This window comes from Micromonospora sp. CPCC 205558 (assembly GCF_036902955.1).
Classification (GTDB): Bacteria; Actinomycetota; Actinomycetes; order Mycobacteriales; family Micromonosporaceae; genus Micromonospora.
Genome location: NZ_JBAKHR010000036.1, coordinates 1 through 15,488 on the forward strand (window position 1 = coordinate 1; position 15,488 = coordinate 15,488).

Here is a 15,488-nt window from a genome sequence, read left to right on the forward strand (position 1 = left end):
GCCGGCGGCGGTCAGGGCGGTCTTGCGGATCAGATCGGTACGCATGATGGCGTGCTCCTCTGCGTTGGGGGATCCGCACGGCGCTCAACAGGGGGGTGCGTGGCCGTGCGGGGGAAGTTCACGGCAACGTCGGCGATCCGGGGGGACCTGCTCGGGCGTTGCGGGGGATGTAACCGGGGCGGTCGGCCGGGTGTTCCCGGCGGGGCCTGCCCGCCACCGACCCGAAGGGGGTGCGGTGATCTGCCAGGTATAACGACCCGACCCCGCCGGCGATTCCGCCGCCGGGGTGCCCCCGACCACGGGACACCACCCCCGAAAACGGACAGGCTTGCCCAATCGACGCCATGACGAACCGGACATTCGGTCATCGAGATCCGCAACCCGTCGGGAGCACGGTCCCCGCACGTCCGGAGCGGGCGGCCCGATGGGCGTTCGAGCCGACACCGGGGTGCCGCCGGCGAGCAGGCCGGCCTCCCATGACGGAAGACCGGCCCGCGACCTGGTCGCCCACACCGGGGCGATGAGCGAGGAGGCCGCCATTCGGGGACGGTTGTCAGCCTTCGCGGCCGGGGAGCATGGCCAGGGCCTTCGAACGCTGCGCGACGAGATCGTCGTAGGTGCCGTCACGCTCGGCCCAACGGTGCATGAGAACGCCCTTCACCAGGATCTCGTGCGGAGTGGGGTTCGCCGAGAGCAGGTGCATGACCTCGGTGGCGAAGTCGTCGAGCGGCAGCGCGTGCGGGTTCACCCTTTCCTGGCCCGCGGTGGCGACGGCCGGGGGAACGAGCTCGACCACGCCGACCCCGGTGCCGTCGAGCTGCGCGCGCAGCGCCTCGGAGTAGGCGTGCACCGCGGCCTTCGAGGCGGCGTAGCTGGGCATGGGCGGGAACGGCAGGAAGGCGATGCCGGAGGTGACGGTGATGAAGGTGCCGGCGCCCCGACGAACCAGGTGTGGGGTGAAGGCGTCGATGACCCGGATGGTGCCGACCAGGTTGGTGTCGATCGTCGCCTCTGCCGCCCCGAAGTGCGCGGGGTCGCGCAGGTCCTCCAGGAGCATGACACCCGACATCGTCACCACCGTGTCCAGCTCGGGGTAACGGGCCAGCACGGCGTCCCGAACAGAGGCGACAGAGGCGCCGTCCGTGACGTCGATGCTGAACGTGCCGAAACCTTCCCCGGCGAGCTCCGAGAGGGCCTCGGGGCTGCGACCGCCAACGGCCACGGTGCTGCCCGCCGCGGCGAACCGTCGGGCCAGCTCCCGGCCGATACCCGAGGTTCCGCCGACGATGAGAACGGTGCGGTTGGAGAGATCCATGAGATCTTCCCTTCAATCCAGAGGGCGCCGACGCGTGAACTCGCGGCGCAAACAGTGATGCGAGCTGTCCTTCGCAGAACAGGGCAACCACAGTCTTGACGGAGCCGGCTGGATGTGGCAGTGCCCCCGTTTGACCAGGTCCTACCAGGGCCCCTCTACGGCACGCGCACCGCATTACGGTGGTGAACATGAGGGATGAGGAACCGGGCGAGGGCCACCGGCTGGGCAGCTACCTTCGTGCCCGGCGCGAGCTGGTCTCACCGGCGCAGGTGGGCCTCCCGACCGGCGGTAAGCGCCGCGTGCCCGGCCTGCGGCGTGAGGAGGTCGCCCTGCTCGCCGGAATCAGCCCCGACTACTACCTGCGCCTGGAACGGGGCCGCGACAAGAACCCCTCACCGCAGGTCCTCGAATCACTCGCCCGCGTCCTGCAGCTCGACGACATCGAGCGGACGTATCTGCTCGACCTCGCGGCAGCGCGCCCCAGGGCGCCGCGCCGCAAACGGTCCGAGCACGTACCGGCACGGGTGTACGAGCTGCTCGCCCACCTGCAGATCCCCGCGTTCGTCGAAGGACGCGCGTTCGACGTGCTGGCCTCCAACCCCATGGCCGTGGCGCTCTCGCCGCGCCTGCAGCCCGGTCAGAACCGGCTTCGCTCGCTCCTCCTCGATCCCGAGGAACAAGCCTTCCACCAGGACTGGACGAAGGCCACAGCCGACTTCATCGCCACCCTTCGCACCACAATCGGCGACGACATCGACAACCCTCGGTTCGTCGAGCTGGTCGGAGAACTCGCTCTGTCCAGTCAGCGGTTTCGTACCCTGTGGGCCCGGCACGATGTCCGCAGTCTCGACGGCGGCACGACCACGGTCCACCACCCCGTCGTCGGTGAACTACGACTGCACCGGGACAAACTCCCCATCGGTGACGTCATCCTCGTCGTCTACTACCCCGACAAGGGCAGCGACAGCGACGAGAAACTGCGGCTCCTTGCCGCACTCGCAGAGACCGAACTCGCACAGACCGAGACCTCCGCCGGCCAAACACGGGTGGGGCGGCCCGACGCGTCGTCGGACCGCCCCACCCGTTCAACGGGCTGATCAGAAGCCGAGGACGCCCCGCCCTCCGACCACCGGCAGTCGCAGCTCGCTGTCGTTCGGCGCGACCCGCAACTCGGTGCCGCCCAACGGCAGCAGGGTGTACTCCTGGTCGCTGGAGAAGACGACCACGCCGATCCGGTGACCCGCCGGGAAGATGTAGTCCTTCGGCTCCATGGTCCACCGGTAGTCGTACAGCTTGCCCTGCTTGACCGGCTCGGTGCGCTCGGCGCTCTTGCGGTTCTGCGGGTCCATCCAGCCTCGCGTCACCACGGTCGGGGCGACGGTCGACCCGGCCGGGCCGTAGTCGACCAGGTACGCGGTGAGGTTCGCGTCCGGCTTGTTGTCGATCGCCATCCGCAGCCGCATCTCTGGTCGCCCGGAGACGCGCACGCTCTGGGTCAGCTCGGGGGAGCGGTAGGCGAGTCGGTTGGCGCTGGCGGCGTCCGGGTTGGCCACCAGGGTGTCCGGGTGGATGGTCCGGCCCTCGTCCACGAAGCTCTGCTCCACCTTGCCCTTCGGAGGCTTGCCGGTGGTGAGCGCGCCGGGCGCGGTGGCGTCGCTGGCCGCGAAGCGCAGGCCGACCTGCCGCGCGGCCGGGTCGGGCCAGTTGGCGTACGTGGTGTAGGCGCGGTCCTCGCGCTGGAGCACCGCGGTCGGCTCGTCCATGATGCCGTTGCGCACGTTCCACAGCCAGAAGTCGAACCAGCGGTTCTCGGTCTGCTTGTAGGTCCACGTCCGGCCGTCCGGCAGGGTCACCGACGCGCTGCTGCCCGGGCCGCCGTGCCCGCCCTGGTGCAGCCAGATCTTGCGCGGCACGTCGCGCTTGGCGAGCTGGTCCCACCAGCCGGCGAAGTGCTCGGTCTTCACGTTCCAGTCGTTGAGGCCGTGCACGACGAAGACGCTGGCCTTGACGTCGCGGGCGTCGAGGTAGTCGCGGTCCCGCCAGAACTTCGAGTAGTCGCCGGTGACCCGGTCCTGCTTCGCGGTGATGTCCGCGAGCTCGTCGGCGCAGGGCCCCTCGGCGCGTGCCTGCCCGGCGGTGTACTGGGCCAGGATGTCGAGGTCCTCGCCCTGGAACGTTCCGGGTGCCACGACGAGGCCGTTGGCCCGGTAGTAGTCGTACCAGCTGCTGATCGCGGAGACCGGCACGATGGTCTTGAGCCCCTTGACGCCGGTGGTGGCCACCTGGTTGGGCAGCGTCCCGTTGTAGGAGACACCGGTCATGCCGACCGCGCCGGTGGTCCAGCCGGCGGTGACCGGGGCGCCGTTGGCGTCGTACCCCTTGGCCCGGCCGTTGAGCCAGTCGATGACCGCCTTGGTGCCGAGCGTCTCGGCCTGGTCGCCGCTGGTCGGGCAGCCGTCCGAGTCGCCGGTGCCGACGCTCTGGCCCAGCACCACCGCGTACCCGCGAGGCACGTAGTAGTCGTCCAGCGAGCCGGGCAGGTTGGCCTTCGCCTGGGCCCGCTGTGCGCCAGCGTCGAGCGCGCGATGCCCGGAGCGGTCGGTCAGACCGTTCTGCGGCAGGTCGTCGACCAGCACGCTCGGGTACGGCACGTCACCCCAGGTGCCCTTGCGGTACGGGCTGTGCTCGAAGATGACCGGCACCTTGAAGCCCTGCGTGGCGGTTTCCCGGGGGCGGGAGATGTCGATCGCCACCCGGTCGGGTCGACCGTCGTGGTCGGTGTCCACCGGGGTCTGGACGTACACTCGCTCCTCGATCGCGTCGGCGAGCGAGAAGACTGGTTGGGTCATGCCGTCGCTGACCACGATGCCGGTGGGCGTGGCGGGCGTGGGCGGAGCCGCAGCCGCTGGTGGGGCTGCGCTGAGCACCAGGGCGCCGGACACGCCGACGCTCAGGAGTGCCAGATGACGGGGTCGACGCATGCGCGTCTCCCTTCGGTTGGGCTGGTTGCCGGGGTCGGCAGGGGCCAATCTCGAAGATCCATTCGTCGACATGCTAGGTCCGCGGCGGCGTCCCGTCGATCCCCTCAGCCGTCCACCGTGGTCGGTCAGGGGGTCGGCGGTGTCACCGCGATGATCAGGTGGGCGCGCTGATCGCTGGCGTTGCGGTATAGGTGCGCCAGGCGTGAGTCGAAGGTGACCGACTCACCGGCGCTGAGGGTGTACGAGTCGCCGCCGATCTCGGCGACGACCTCACCGGTGATGACGATCGCGCACTCGGTCGACGGGTGCGCCCACGGCTCCGCGGAGCTGGCGTCGCCGGGCGCGAGGTGGGCCTGGAGCACCTCCAGGTCGCCACGGCCAGGGGTGAGTCGTTCGTAGGTGATCTGGCCGGGTGGCGCGGCCAGCCTGGTCCGGGCACCGACGCGGCTGATGTGCACCGGTGGCGCCTCGGGCTCGGAGAACAGTTCCGCGATTGAGGTGTCGAAGACCTGGGCGAGTTTTCGCAGGGTGGACAGGCTGGGGTCGGTCGCGCCGTTCTCGATCTGGCTGAGCAGGCCGGGGGACACGTCGGCGGCTGTGGCGAGCTGACGCAGCGTGAAGGAGTGCTGCTGACGCAGATCGCGGAGTCGGTCACCGAGCATGTGTCCTCGTTCCAAATTCAGTGTGGCTGAATCTTGATTGACCAAACTATACAGCCCTGTTTAGGATCACTAAACGTCGGACGGAAAAGTTCGACGCCAGTAAACAAGCCACGTTGAAGCGCGAACCGGGCCCTGGCCGTCCGGTCTACATCCAACCCCGAGACGACGCCCCCGAGAAGCCCGCGACGCCGCCACCCCATCGGCCCGGCCGTATGCGTGGTGTCGCCCGGCGGTCGTCGACGCCCCGCGGATCCCGCGCACAGCGGGCCGCGCGATACGAAGGTAGGAACAGCATGTCGGTGTCTCCCCGCCGGCTCCTCGCCGGAGCGTCCGCTCTGGCGACGCTGGCCGTCCTCTCCGTCAGCGCCTGTAGCGCCGGCGGCAGTGGTGGAAACGCAAACGGTGCGGCCAAGACCCTCACCGTGAACACCTCGTTCGTGCTCAAGACCCTCGACCCCGGCCGGGTCTACGAGGCAACCGGTCTGACCGCCGTGCACGCCCTCTACGACACCCTGCTCACCTTCAAGGGCTCGGACGTGAGCAAGCCGGTCCCCGCGCTGGCCGAGTCGTACCAGGCGTCGCCGGACGCCAAGACGTTCACCTTCAAGCTCCGGCAGGGCGTGACGTTCGCCGACGGCAGCCCGCTCACCGCCGACGACGTCGTCTTCTCGCTCAACCGCCTGAAGAACATCAAGGCCAGCCCCGCGGTCACCGTCAGCGGCCTGACCGTGACCAAGACCGACGACAGCACCATCGTGGTCGCCTCGGCCACCCCCGATCCGAACATCCCGGTGGTGCTGTCGATGCCGTCGACCGCGGTGCTCAACTCCAAGGTCGCCAAGGAGCACGGCGCCCGCGACGGCGCCGACGCCGCCCAGGGCGACACCGCGCAGCAGTACCTGGACACCAACTCCGTCGGCAGCGGCCCGTACGTGCTGAAGTCCTACGACCCCTCGTCCCAGGTGGTGCTGGAGGCCAACCCGAAGTACTGGGGCACCAAGCCGCAGTTCTCCCGGGTCGTGCTGCGCAACATGGATGTGCAGACCCAGAAACTGACCATGCAGCGCGCCGAGGCCGCCGAGATCTCCCTGGACATCTCCGGCAAGCTCCTCGACGGACTGCCGGGCAGCCTGCAAACCTCCGGCGTGCAGGACACCGTCTACTTCCTCTTCCTCAACGCCGACCCGGGCGTCTCCGCCGTCACCTCGAACCCGAAGTTCAACCAGGCGCTGCGTGCCGCCATCGACTACCAGGGGATCGCCGCCCTGTACGGCAAGGGTGCCGCCCCCGGCGCCGGCCTGGTCGCGCCCGCCTTCCCGGGCGCGCTACCGGCCGGCGAGGAGTCCAAGCGGGACGTGGCCAAGGCCAAGGCGCTGCTCACCGAGGCCGGCCTGACCAACCCGACGGTCAAGTTCACCTACCCGGCCATCACCTACAAGGGTGTGGACCTCGGCACGGTGGCCACCAAGGTGCAGGGCGACGCCGCCGAGGCCGGCATCAAGCTGGAACTCAACCCGCAGCCGCTGACCACCTTCCTCGACGAGATGCGCGGCGGGAAGTCACCCCTCGGGTTCACCCCGCAGAGCCTGAACTACCCCGTCGCCGACTCACTGATCAACAACATGGCACCGGGGCAGGCGACCGCGCTGCGCTCCGGCTGGACGATCGAGCGGGCCGACCCGGCCGTGGTGGCCGCCGGCAAGAAGGTCACCGAGACCCTCGACCTGGCCGGTCGGGCCACCGCCATGCAGGAGTGGCAGCGGCTGATGAACGCGTCCTCGCCGTACCTCGTGCTGGCCAGCAACTCCTCCATCGTCGTGGCGACCACGGACCTGACCGGGGCGGACTACACCGCCGCCGGTTGGCAGGTGGACGTCGCCGCGGTCGGCCGCAAGTAGTCGGCGACCACATGACGACAGTTCACGACGGTGAGCCGGGCGCGGTCGCGACGACCGCGTCCCGGCCCCGGGGTGCCCACCCGCTGCTGACCTTCCTGGCCAAGCGGGTGGCCGTGACCGCCGGCCTGCTGCTGGGCGTCACGGTGGTGACCTTCGGTCTGGTCAACGTGGTCCCCGGCGACCCGGTGACCGCCAACCTCTCCGACCAGGCGCTCAACGACCCCGCCGCGGTGGCCGCCTTCCGCGAGAAGTGGGGCCTGGACCAGCCGCTCTGGGCCCAGTACCTGCACTACCTGGGCAACCTGCTGCACGGCGACCTGGGTCACTCCCAGCAGACCGGTCGGGCGGTCCTGGACGACCTGCTGCACTATGTGCCGGCAACGCTGGAGCTGGCCCTGCCGAGCATGGTGCTGGCGCTGCTCATCGGCACCGGGATCGGCATGCTCGCTGCGGTCCGCAACGGTCGGCTCACCGACCAGCTCGTCCGGGTCGGCGCCCTGCTCGGGCTCTCCACCCCGCCCTTCTGGCTGTCCCTGGTCGTGCTCTACGTCTTCTTCTACCAGCTCGGCCTGGCACCCAGCGGCGGTCGACTCTCCACGGACTTCAGCCCGCCGCCCACCGTCACCGGCATGTACACGGTCGACGGCGCGCTCGCCGGGCAGTGGGACGTCGCCTGGGACGCCGCGCAGCACCTGTCCCTGCCGGTGCTGGTGCTGACCTCGCTGACAGTGGCGATGCTGGTCCGCTTCGTCCGCTCGGCGATGCTGGAGGTGCTCCAGCAGGACTACATCCGGGCCGCGTACGCCAAGGGTCTGCCGACCCGGGTGGTGCTGCGCCGGCATCTGCTGCGCGCCGGCCTGGTGCCGGTGGTCACCGTCTCCGGCCTGGCGTTCGCCTCGCTGCTCTCCGGGACGGTGCTGGTCGAGAGCATCTTCGGCTGGCCCGGCGTCGGCCAGTACGCGTACCGCAGCGCCACCGCGTTGGACCTGCCCGCGATCCTCGGCGTCAGCCTGTTCGTGGCACTGGTCTACACGCTGGTCAACCTGACCGTCGACCTGCTGTACGGGCTCATCGATCCGAGGATCCGATTGTCATGACGACACTTGCAGACCCGAAGGCGGAGCGGGCCCTGGGCCGACGTCGCTGGCTCGGCCGACTGCGCGGCGCCTCGACCAGCCGACCGGTCTGGCGTCAGCCGATCACCGTGACGGCGTTGACGATCCTCGGTGGATGGTTGCTGCTGGCTCTGCTCGCCGGCGTTCTCGCACCGTACGATGCGCTGGCGCAGAGCGCCGACGGGTACGCGTCGCCCTCCGCGGCGCACTGGTTCGGCACCGACTCGCTCGGCCGGGACATCCTCAGCCGGGTCATCCACGGCGCACGCCTGTCCATCCCGCTGGCCCTGGCCATCGTCTCGCTGGCGCTGCTGGTCGGCGGGCTGCTCGGGCTGGTCGCCGGATACGTCGGCCGGTTCGTCGACGAGGCGCTGATGCGCCTGACCGACCTGGTGTTCGCGTTCCCCCAGATCATCCTGGCCATGGCGGTGACGGCGGCGTTCGGCCCGAGCACGCGCAACGCGGTGCTGGCCCTGGTCATCGTCTCCTGGCCGGTCTACGCCCGGGTGATCCGCAGCGCCGTGCTGAGCATGCGCGGCGACGACTACCTCAACGCCGCCCGCCTGCTCGGCGTCGGGCCGGTCCGCGCGTTGCGCCGCGACGTGCTGCCCAACAGCGTCGGCCCGGCGATCGTGCTGGCCACCCTGGAGCTGGGCAACGCGGTGCTGCTGCTCGCCGCGCTGTCGTTCCTTGGCCTGGGTCCCCGCCCACCGGCCGCCGAGTGGGGCTCGATGGTGGCCCTCGGCGCGCAGGACCTGTCGATGTGGTGGGTCAGCGTCTTTCCCGGCCTCGCCATCCTGACCGTGGTGATGGCCTTCAACGTGCTCGGCGACGCGCTGCGCGACCGGCTCGACCCCCGCTACACGAAGGGACGCTGAGGTGGCACCGCTGCTCGACGTCGACTCCCTGGCCGTCACCCTGCCCTCGCCGCGTGGCCCGCTGCCGATCCTGCACGACGTGTCGTTGACCGTCGACGAGGGTGAGTTGGTCGGCATCGCGGGGGAGAGCGGCTGCGGCAAGAGCCTCACCGCGCAGACCCTGCTCGGGTTGCTGCCCGCGGGGGCGGTGGTCAGCGGCTCGGCCCGGTACGCCGGCACGGAACTGTTGGGCCTGGACTCCCGGGGCTGGCAGCGGGTCCGCGGTGCGGGCATCGCGATGGTCTTCCAGGACCCGAGCGCCGCCCTGCACCCGATGCTCACCGTCGGCCGGCAGCTCACCGAGCACATGCGGGTGCACCTGCGGATGGACCGCCGGGCCGCCGGCCGCCGCGCGGTGGACCTGCTCGACCAGGTCCGCATCCCGGACCCGGAGCGGGCGCTGCGCGCCTACCCACACCAGTTCTCCGGCGGGATGCGGCAGCGGGTTGCCATCGCCATCGCTTTGGCCGCCCGCCCTCGACTGCTGATCGCCGACGAGCCGACGACCGCTCTCGACGTGACCGTGCAGGCCGGCATCCTCGCGCTGCTGGACCGGTTGCGCGCCGAGACCGGGCTGGCCGTCGCGTTCATCACCCACGACCTCGGCGTGCTCAGTGCCCTCACCACCCGTGGCTACATCTTCTACGCCGGGCGGGTCGTCGAGACCGGCCCGACGGGCGCGCTGCTGACCGCACCCACCCACCCGTACACGGCCGCGTTGCTCGGCGCCCGACCGCACGGCACCCAGACCGGCGGAACGTTGCGGCCCATCCCGGGCGCGCCGCCCGCCCCGGGGGAGGCCCCGCCGGGCTGCCCGTTCCAACCCCGATGCGGGTACGCCGAACCGTCCTGCGGCACCGCCCCGCCCCCGCTCACCCCCGCCGGCGCCGACCGGTCGGTGGCCTGCGTGGTCCGCCCACAGTTGGAGGTGGCCGCATGACCACCACCGAGCCTTCGCGACTGTCCTTCACCGACGTCGAGGTCGAGTACCGCTCCCGCGGACGCGGTCGGGTGCGGGCGGTCGCCGGGGTCAGCCTGGAGGTGTCGCCCGGCCAGATCGTCGGACTGGTCGGCGAGTCCGGGTGCGGCAAGTCCTCGTTGGCCCGCGTCGCGGTCGGTCTCAGCGCACCGAGCGCCGGCACCGTCCGGTACGCCGGCCGACCGGTCACCCCGCTGGGCTGGCGACCCCGCTCCGGCGCCGAGGTAGCCCTCCAGATGGTCTTCCAGAACCCGTACGCCTCACTGAACCCCCGGCGCACCATCGGCTCCCAGCTCCTCGACGGCGTGCCCGCCGCTGTCACCGGGGCGGCCCGCCGGGCCCGGGTGAACGAGCTGCTCGAACGGGTGGCGATGCCGGCCAGCGCCGCACAGCGGTATCCGCACCAGTTCTCCGGCGGTCAACGGCAGCGCCTGGCGATCGCCCGTGCGCTCGCCCCGGAACCCCGGATGATCATCGCGGACGAGCCGGTCACCGCGCTGGACGCCTCGTCCCAGGCCCAGGTGGTCAATCTGCTCGTCGGGCTGGTCCGCGACCTCGACATGGGCATGCTCTTCATCTCCCACGACCTGGCGCTGGTGCACGAGATCGCCGACGTGACCGCGGTGATGTACCTGGGCCGGATCGTCGAGGCCGCGCCCACCCGCGAGCTGTGGCGCGAGCCCCGACACCCGTACACCCGGGCTTTGATCGACGCGGTGCCGCAGATCGGGCCCACCCCGCGCCTGCCCGCCATCCTCGCCGGGGAGGTGCCCGACCCGGCCAACGCGCCCACCGGGTGCCGTTTCCGGCCACGCTGCCCGCACGCGTTCGCGCCCTGCGGGGAGCAGCCACCCACCGTCGAGCTGGACGGCCGCAGCGTCGCCTGCTGGCTCACCGACTCCGCCACGGCCCCGACCGTCGCACGCTCACTCTGAGGACGCCCCATGCGCATGCCCACCGAACAGGTCCTGGTCAACCTCGCCCTCTACGACGGTGTCCAGGACGCCTCCCAACCGGATCGCGGCATCTGGATCGACGCCGACGGGATGATCCGGGCCGTCGGTCAGGTCGACGACGTCCTCGCCGAGGCCGGCGCCGCCCGGGTGGTCGACCTGGGCGGCGACCACGTCATGCCGGGTCTGACCAACATGCACGTCCACCTCTCGCTGGGGTTGCCCGGCCACCTCGCCGACACCGTGCACGGCGCCAACCTGGCCGAACTGGTGCTGATGATGGCCGACTCGGCCCGGCGCACCCTGCACTCCGGCGTCACCACCGCCCGCCTCGTCGGGGAGAGCCGGTACGCGGACTTCGCCCTGCGCCGGGGGATCGAGGCCGGCGCGGTCGACGGCCCGCGCATCTTCACCGCGGGGCACGCGCTCTGCTGCACCGGCGGGCACGGCTGGGAGGCCGACGCCCTGGAAGCCGACGGTGCGGACGGGTTCCGTCGCGCCACCCGCGAACAGCTGCGCGCCGGCGCCGACCTGATCAAGGTTTGCATCTCCGGCGGGATCGCCGGTCAGCACGAGGCGATCGACACCCCGCAGTTGCTCGACGACGAGATGGCCGCGGTGATCCGGGTCGCACACGACTGGGGGCGCAAGGTCACCGCGCACGCCGGCCCGGCCGACTCGGTCCGTCGCGCCGTGGAGCTGGGTCTCGACTGCGTCGAGCACGGCTACGAGCTGACCGACGACGTCACGCGACTGATGGCCGAGCGGGGTGTCTGGTACGTGCCGACGATCGTGGTGAGCCGGTGCGAGCAGTTCTTCCGCGACTCCGGGGTGCCCGGCTGGTTGATGGACCGGGCCCTCGCAGCCGGCCCACGGCACTGGGAGAGCCTCCAGCACGCCATCCGCAACGGCGTCCCGATCGCCCTGGGCAGCGACATGCCCCCGCACGCCGGCTACGACGAGACCACCGCGACCATCCGCGAACTGGAGTTCATGGTGGACGCGGGCATGCCCGTCGCGGACGCGCTCAAGGCCGCCACCACCCGCCCCGCCCAGTGGCTGGGTCGGGCCGACACCCTCGGCACCGTCGAGGCCGGCAAGCACGCCGACCTGCTGGTGCTGCGCGACGACCCGACCCGTTCGGTCTCCGCGCTGCGCACCCTGCACGCGGTGCTCAAGGGCGGGGTGGCGTACCGCGACGACAACGGCCGGCTGGGCGTGGCGCGATGACCAGCATCACCCGGGTCACCGACGGGTACCTCGACGCGCTCGCCGAGCTGGACCCGCAGGCGGCCGAGACGGTGGGGCGTAGACCCCTGTCGCACGTTCCGGACCTGGCGCCGGACGCGTTCGACGCCCGCGCGGAGCTGGCCCGACGCACCGCGACGGCCGCCGCCGCGGCTACCACCCACGACCCCGGTGAGCGGCCCCTGGCCGACGCCCTGCTCGACCGGCTGGCCAGCGAGGTCGACCTGTACGACGCGGGGTTCACCACCCGACTGCTCGCCCCGCTGGCCACGCCGGTGCACCTGCTCCGGCAGCTCTTCGACAACCTGCCCCGCGACACCGAGGACGACTGGGCGGTGGTCGCCGAGCACCTGCACCAGGTGCCCGACGCCCTCGACCGGTACGCCGCGACGCTGCGCCGCTCGGCGCAGCGGGGACAGCTGGTCGCCCGCCGCCAGGTGCTGGTGGTCGCCGACCAGTGCACGGCCTGGACCACCGCCGACTTCTACGGGCGGTTGGTGCAGGGCTATTCCGGCGGCCCGTCCGCCGTGCACCTGCAGCGGGGCGCCCGGTTGGCCACCGAGGCCACCGCGGGCTTCGCCGCGTTCCTGCGGACCGAGCTGGCACCCGTCGCGTCCGACGTGGACGGTGTCGGCGGCGACCTCTACCGGGTCACCGCCCGCAGCTTCCTCGGCGCCACCGTCGACCTCGACGAGGTGTACGCGTACGGCTGGGAGGAGTTGGACCGCACCGCCGGTGAGCTGCGTGCCGTCGCGGGCGAGCTGGGCCACTCGCGGGTGGCTGCCGCGCGGGCGGCCCTGGACGCCGACCCGGCCGGCCGGGTGTCGGCCGGGCCCGCCCTGGAGGAGTGGCTGCGCCAGCGCACCGAACTGCTGACCGATGCGCTCGACGGCACCCACTTCGACATCCCGGCCGTCCTGCGGCGGGTGGTGTGCCGGATCAGCCCCGCCACGTCCGGGGTCATGTACTACACGCCTCCCGACCCGGCGTTGACCCGTCCCGGTGCCATCTGGTGGTCGGTGCCCTCCGGCGAGTCGACCGTGCCGGTGTGGCGGCACGTCGGCACGCTGTGCCACGAGGGGTTGCCCGGTCACCACCTCCAGCACGCCGTCACCCTGACCACCGCCAATCTGCACCCGTGGCAACGCCACCTCTGCCAGGTGCACGGGTACGCCGAGGGGTGGGCGCACTACGCCGAGCGGCTGGCCGACGAGATCGGCCTGTACGCCGACCCGGCCGAGCGGCTCGGGATGCTCGACGGTCAGCTGTGGCGGGCCGCCCGCGTGGTCATCGACCTGGGGCTGCACCTCGGGTTGCCGATCCCGGCCGGCAACGGGTTCACCGAGGAACGCCGCTGGACGCCCGCGCTCGCGGTGGACGTCCTCACCCGCGTCGCCGGCCTGGACGCCGAGACCGCGCGCTTCGAGGTCGACCGGTATCTCGGCTGGCCGGCGCAGGCCCTGGCCTTCAAGGTTGGTGCGCGGTTGTGGCAGCAGGCCCGCCGGGACGCCGAGCGGCGCGCGGGTACGACGTTCGACCGGAAACGCTTCCACCACACCGCGTTGGCACTCGGGCCCATGGGACTGGATCCGCTCCGCGCCCGCCTGGCCGACCTGCCCTGACCGTCCGTACCCGTCGTAACCGATCGAAAGTGACAGCCGATGAGCGACGAGCTCGCCACCACCATCACCGACCTGTACCGGTCCCTCGGCGACCGGCCCGCCTTCGACGCGCATCTGCACCCCGACCTGACGTTCTGGGAGTCCGACGCGGACGGCCTGCTGTCCGGCCTGTCCGCGCTGGACGACCTGCGGGACCGGCGGGCGACCCGGGCGACGGGGTCGGCGCCGATCTCGGTGGCGCCGGAACACCTGCGCACCGACGCCTGGGGCGACACCGGCCTGGTCCGTTACGTGCTGCGGGCCCGCTTCGCGGACACCCGGCCGGACGAGTGTTTCCGGGTGACCGACGTCCTGCGCCGCGAGGATGGCTCCTGGCGCATCGTGCACCACCACGCGGAGGCCGTGCGATGAGCGCCGAGGAACCCACCACCGACCTCTACGACCTGCGGGTCGTGGTGGAGCGGATCGAGGGCCGCTCGGTGTGCGGCCTGCAGCCGGGCGATCACATCGACCTGACCGGCTCCAACCGGCTCACCATCCCCGCCGGCAAGCACTTCTGCCTGTACGCCCTGGCGGCGTGCCTGCCGCTGCTGCCGGCGAAGCAGCGGGCGCTGGCCGAGGGCGACTGGATGGCCCGGGACAGTCACGTCGCCTGTCCGGACCCGGACGAGCGGCTCATCATGCGCATCGAACGGACCGGCCTTCAGCGCATCCCCACCGAGGAGTTGACGTGAGCGTTGGGCTGGTCGGCATCGGCCTGCAGTCCGACAAGTCCGCCGACGAGTACGCGGAGTTGGCCGAGCTGACCGAGCGGCACGGCTTCGACGTGCTGTCGGTCTTCGGTGACCTGATGTACCAACCGCCGATATTTCCGCTGCTGGTGGCGGCCCGGCACACCCGGCGGATCCGGCTGGGCGCGGCGTGTCTCAACCCGTTCACCATGCACCCGGTGGAGGTTGCCGGTCAGGTGGCCGCACTGGACCTGGCCTCGCGGGGCCGCGCCTACCTGGGGTTGGCCCGGGGCACCTGGCTCAACGAGATCGGTGTGCCGCAGGTCCGTCCGATCCGGCGCATCGTCGAGACGGTCGCCGTCGTGCGGCTGCTGCTCGCCGGTGACGACAGCGGCTTTCAGGGTGCGGAGTTCACCGTGGCGCCGGGCACGTCGCTGCGTTACACGCCGGCCCGCGCCGACGTGCCCGTCCTGGTTGGCACCTGGGGGCGGCAGACCGCGCGGGCGGCGGCCGGGTTCGCCGGCGAGGTCAAGGTCGGCGGGTCGGCCAACCCGGCGATGGCCCGGATGATGCGTGGCTGGCTGGACGACGCGGCGGTCGCGGGTCGGGACCGCACGGGTGTCGTGCTCGGCGCGGTCACCGTCGTCGACGAGGACGGTGCGCTGGCCCGCCGGGTCGCGCGCCGGGAGGTGGCCATGTATCTGGCGGTGGTCGCCGCCCTCGACCCGACGATCGAGGTGGACCCGGAGCTGCTGGCCCGGATCCAGCAGCACGTCGCCCGCCGGGAGGACGACCTCGCCGGTGCGCTGATCGGCGACGACCTGCTCGACCTGTTCGCCTTCTCCGGCACGCCCGAGCAGGTCGCGGGGCAGGCCGCGGCGGTGTTCGACGCCGGGGCGAGCCGGGTGGAGTTCGGCACCCCGCACGGGTTGACGCCGCACGGTGGCATCGACCTGCTCGGCCGACGGGTGCTCCCGTTGTTACGGGCGTGAAAACCTCTCGTCGAGAACCTCCCGAAGATCGTTTCCGTACATATGATCTTGCAGGAGGTCGCCCGAAGAGGCGGT

General features: G+C 71.5%; 14 protein-coding genes. 11 read left to right on the forward strand and 3 right to left on the reverse strand.

Translation table 11 applies throughout. The annotated features are described in order from the left end of the window. Positions 1-553 precede the first annotated feature (553 nt). Positions 554-1,315, reverse strand: a complete 762-nt coding sequence (locus tag V6U86_RS29110) for an SDR family oxidoreductase (RefSeq protein ID WP_334508833.1) — start codon at positions 1,313-1,315, stop codon at positions 554-556. Between the two features lie 188 nt (positions 1,316-1,503). Between V6U86_RS29110 and V6U86_RS29115 the strand changes: the two genes are divergently transcribed. Beyond that, positions 1,504-2,412, forward strand: coding sequence for a helix-turn-helix transcriptional regulator (locus tag V6U86_RS29115; protein WP_334508834.1), 909 nt, complete (start codon positions 1,504-1,506; stop codon positions 2,410-2,412). On the opposite strand, the gene V6U86_RS29120 is transcribed toward V6U86_RS29115, so the two are convergent. Both V6U86_RS29120 and V6U86_RS29125 read right to left on the reverse strand, forming a co-directional pair. After that, the gene (locus V6U86_RS29120; RefSeq protein WP_334508835.1) at positions 2,413-4,296 is read right to left on the reverse strand and encodes a Xaa-Pro dipeptidyl-peptidase; all 1,884 of its coding nucleotides are present in this window, start codon (positions 4,294-4,296) and stop codon (positions 2,413-2,415) included. A 125-nt stretch (positions 4,297-4,421) separates the two neighbouring features. Continuing rightward, complete coding sequence (locus tag V6U86_RS29125; protein ID WP_334508837.1) at positions 4,422-4,958, reverse strand: helix-turn-helix domain-containing protein; 537 nt, start codon at positions 4,956-4,958, stop codon at positions 4,422-4,424. Positions 4,959-5,251: 293 nt separating this feature from the next. Here V6U86_RS29125 and V6U86_RS29130 point away from each other — a divergent pair, with 293 nt between their 5' ends. The 10 genes from V6U86_RS29130 to V6U86_RS29175 are packed head-to-tail and all read left to right on the forward strand — an operon-like array spanning position 5,252 to position 15,413. After that, entirely contained in the window at positions 5,252-6,856 is a 1,605-nt protein-coding gene (locus tag V6U86_RS29130) for an ABC transporter substrate-binding protein (RefSeq protein WP_334508839.1), read from the forward strand. A gap of 11 nt (positions 6,857-6,867) precedes the next feature. Continuing rightward, complete coding sequence (locus tag V6U86_RS29135; RefSeq protein WP_334508841.1) at positions 6,868-7,953, forward strand: ABC transporter permease; 1,086 nt, start codon at positions 6,868-6,870, stop codon at positions 7,951-7,953. Further along, on the forward strand, positions 7,950-8,849 hold the full coding sequence (locus V6U86_RS29140; protein WP_334508843.1) for an ABC transporter permease: 900 nt from the start codon (positions 7,950-7,952) through the stop codon (positions 8,847-8,849). The genes V6U86_RS29135 and V6U86_RS29140 overlap by 4 nt, the downstream gene beginning before the upstream one ends. A 1-nt stretch (position 8,850) precedes the next feature. Continuing rightward, entirely contained in the window at positions 8,851-9,828 is a 978-nt protein-coding gene (locus V6U86_RS29145; protein WP_334508845.1) for an ABC transporter ATP-binding protein, read from the forward strand. Further along, positions 9,825-10,802, forward strand: coding sequence for an ABC transporter ATP-binding protein (locus V6U86_RS29150; RefSeq protein ID WP_334508847.1), 978 nt, complete (start codon positions 9,825-9,827; stop codon positions 10,800-10,802). Before V6U86_RS29145 ends, V6U86_RS29150 begins: the two co-directional genes overlap by 4 nt. Before the next feature lie 9 nt (positions 10,803-10,811). Next, complete coding sequence (locus tag V6U86_RS29155; protein ID WP_334508849.1) at positions 10,812-12,050, forward strand: amidohydrolase family protein; 1,239 nt, start codon at positions 10,812-10,814, stop codon at positions 12,048-12,050. Next, positions 12,047-13,690 carry a DUF885 domain-containing protein gene (locus V6U86_RS29160; protein ID WP_334508851.1) on the forward strand — a complete coding sequence of 548 codons (1,644 nt, stop codon included), beginning with the start codon at positions 12,047-12,049 and terminating at the stop codon, positions 13,688-13,690. The genes V6U86_RS29155 and V6U86_RS29160 overlap by 4 nt, the downstream gene beginning before the upstream one ends. A 39-nt stretch (positions 13,691-13,729) precedes the next feature. Then, positions 13,730-14,101, forward strand: a complete 372-nt coding sequence (locus tag V6U86_RS29165; RefSeq protein WP_334508854.1) for a nuclear transport factor 2 family protein — start codon at positions 13,730-13,732, stop codon at positions 14,099-14,101. Then, positions 14,098-14,424, forward strand: a complete 327-nt coding sequence (locus tag V6U86_RS29170; RefSeq protein ID WP_279516523.1) for a TIGR04076 family protein — start codon at positions 14,098-14,100, stop codon at positions 14,422-14,424. The genes V6U86_RS29165 and V6U86_RS29170 overlap by 4 nt, the downstream gene beginning before the upstream one ends. After that, the gene (locus V6U86_RS29175; RefSeq protein ID WP_334508857.1) at positions 14,421-15,413 is read left to right on the forward strand and encodes an LLM class flavin-dependent oxidoreductase; all 993 of its coding nucleotides are present in this window, start codon (positions 14,421-14,423) and stop codon (positions 15,411-15,413) included. Before V6U86_RS29170 ends, V6U86_RS29175 begins: the two co-directional genes overlap by 4 nt. Positions 15,414-15,488 lie beyond the last annotated feature (75 nt).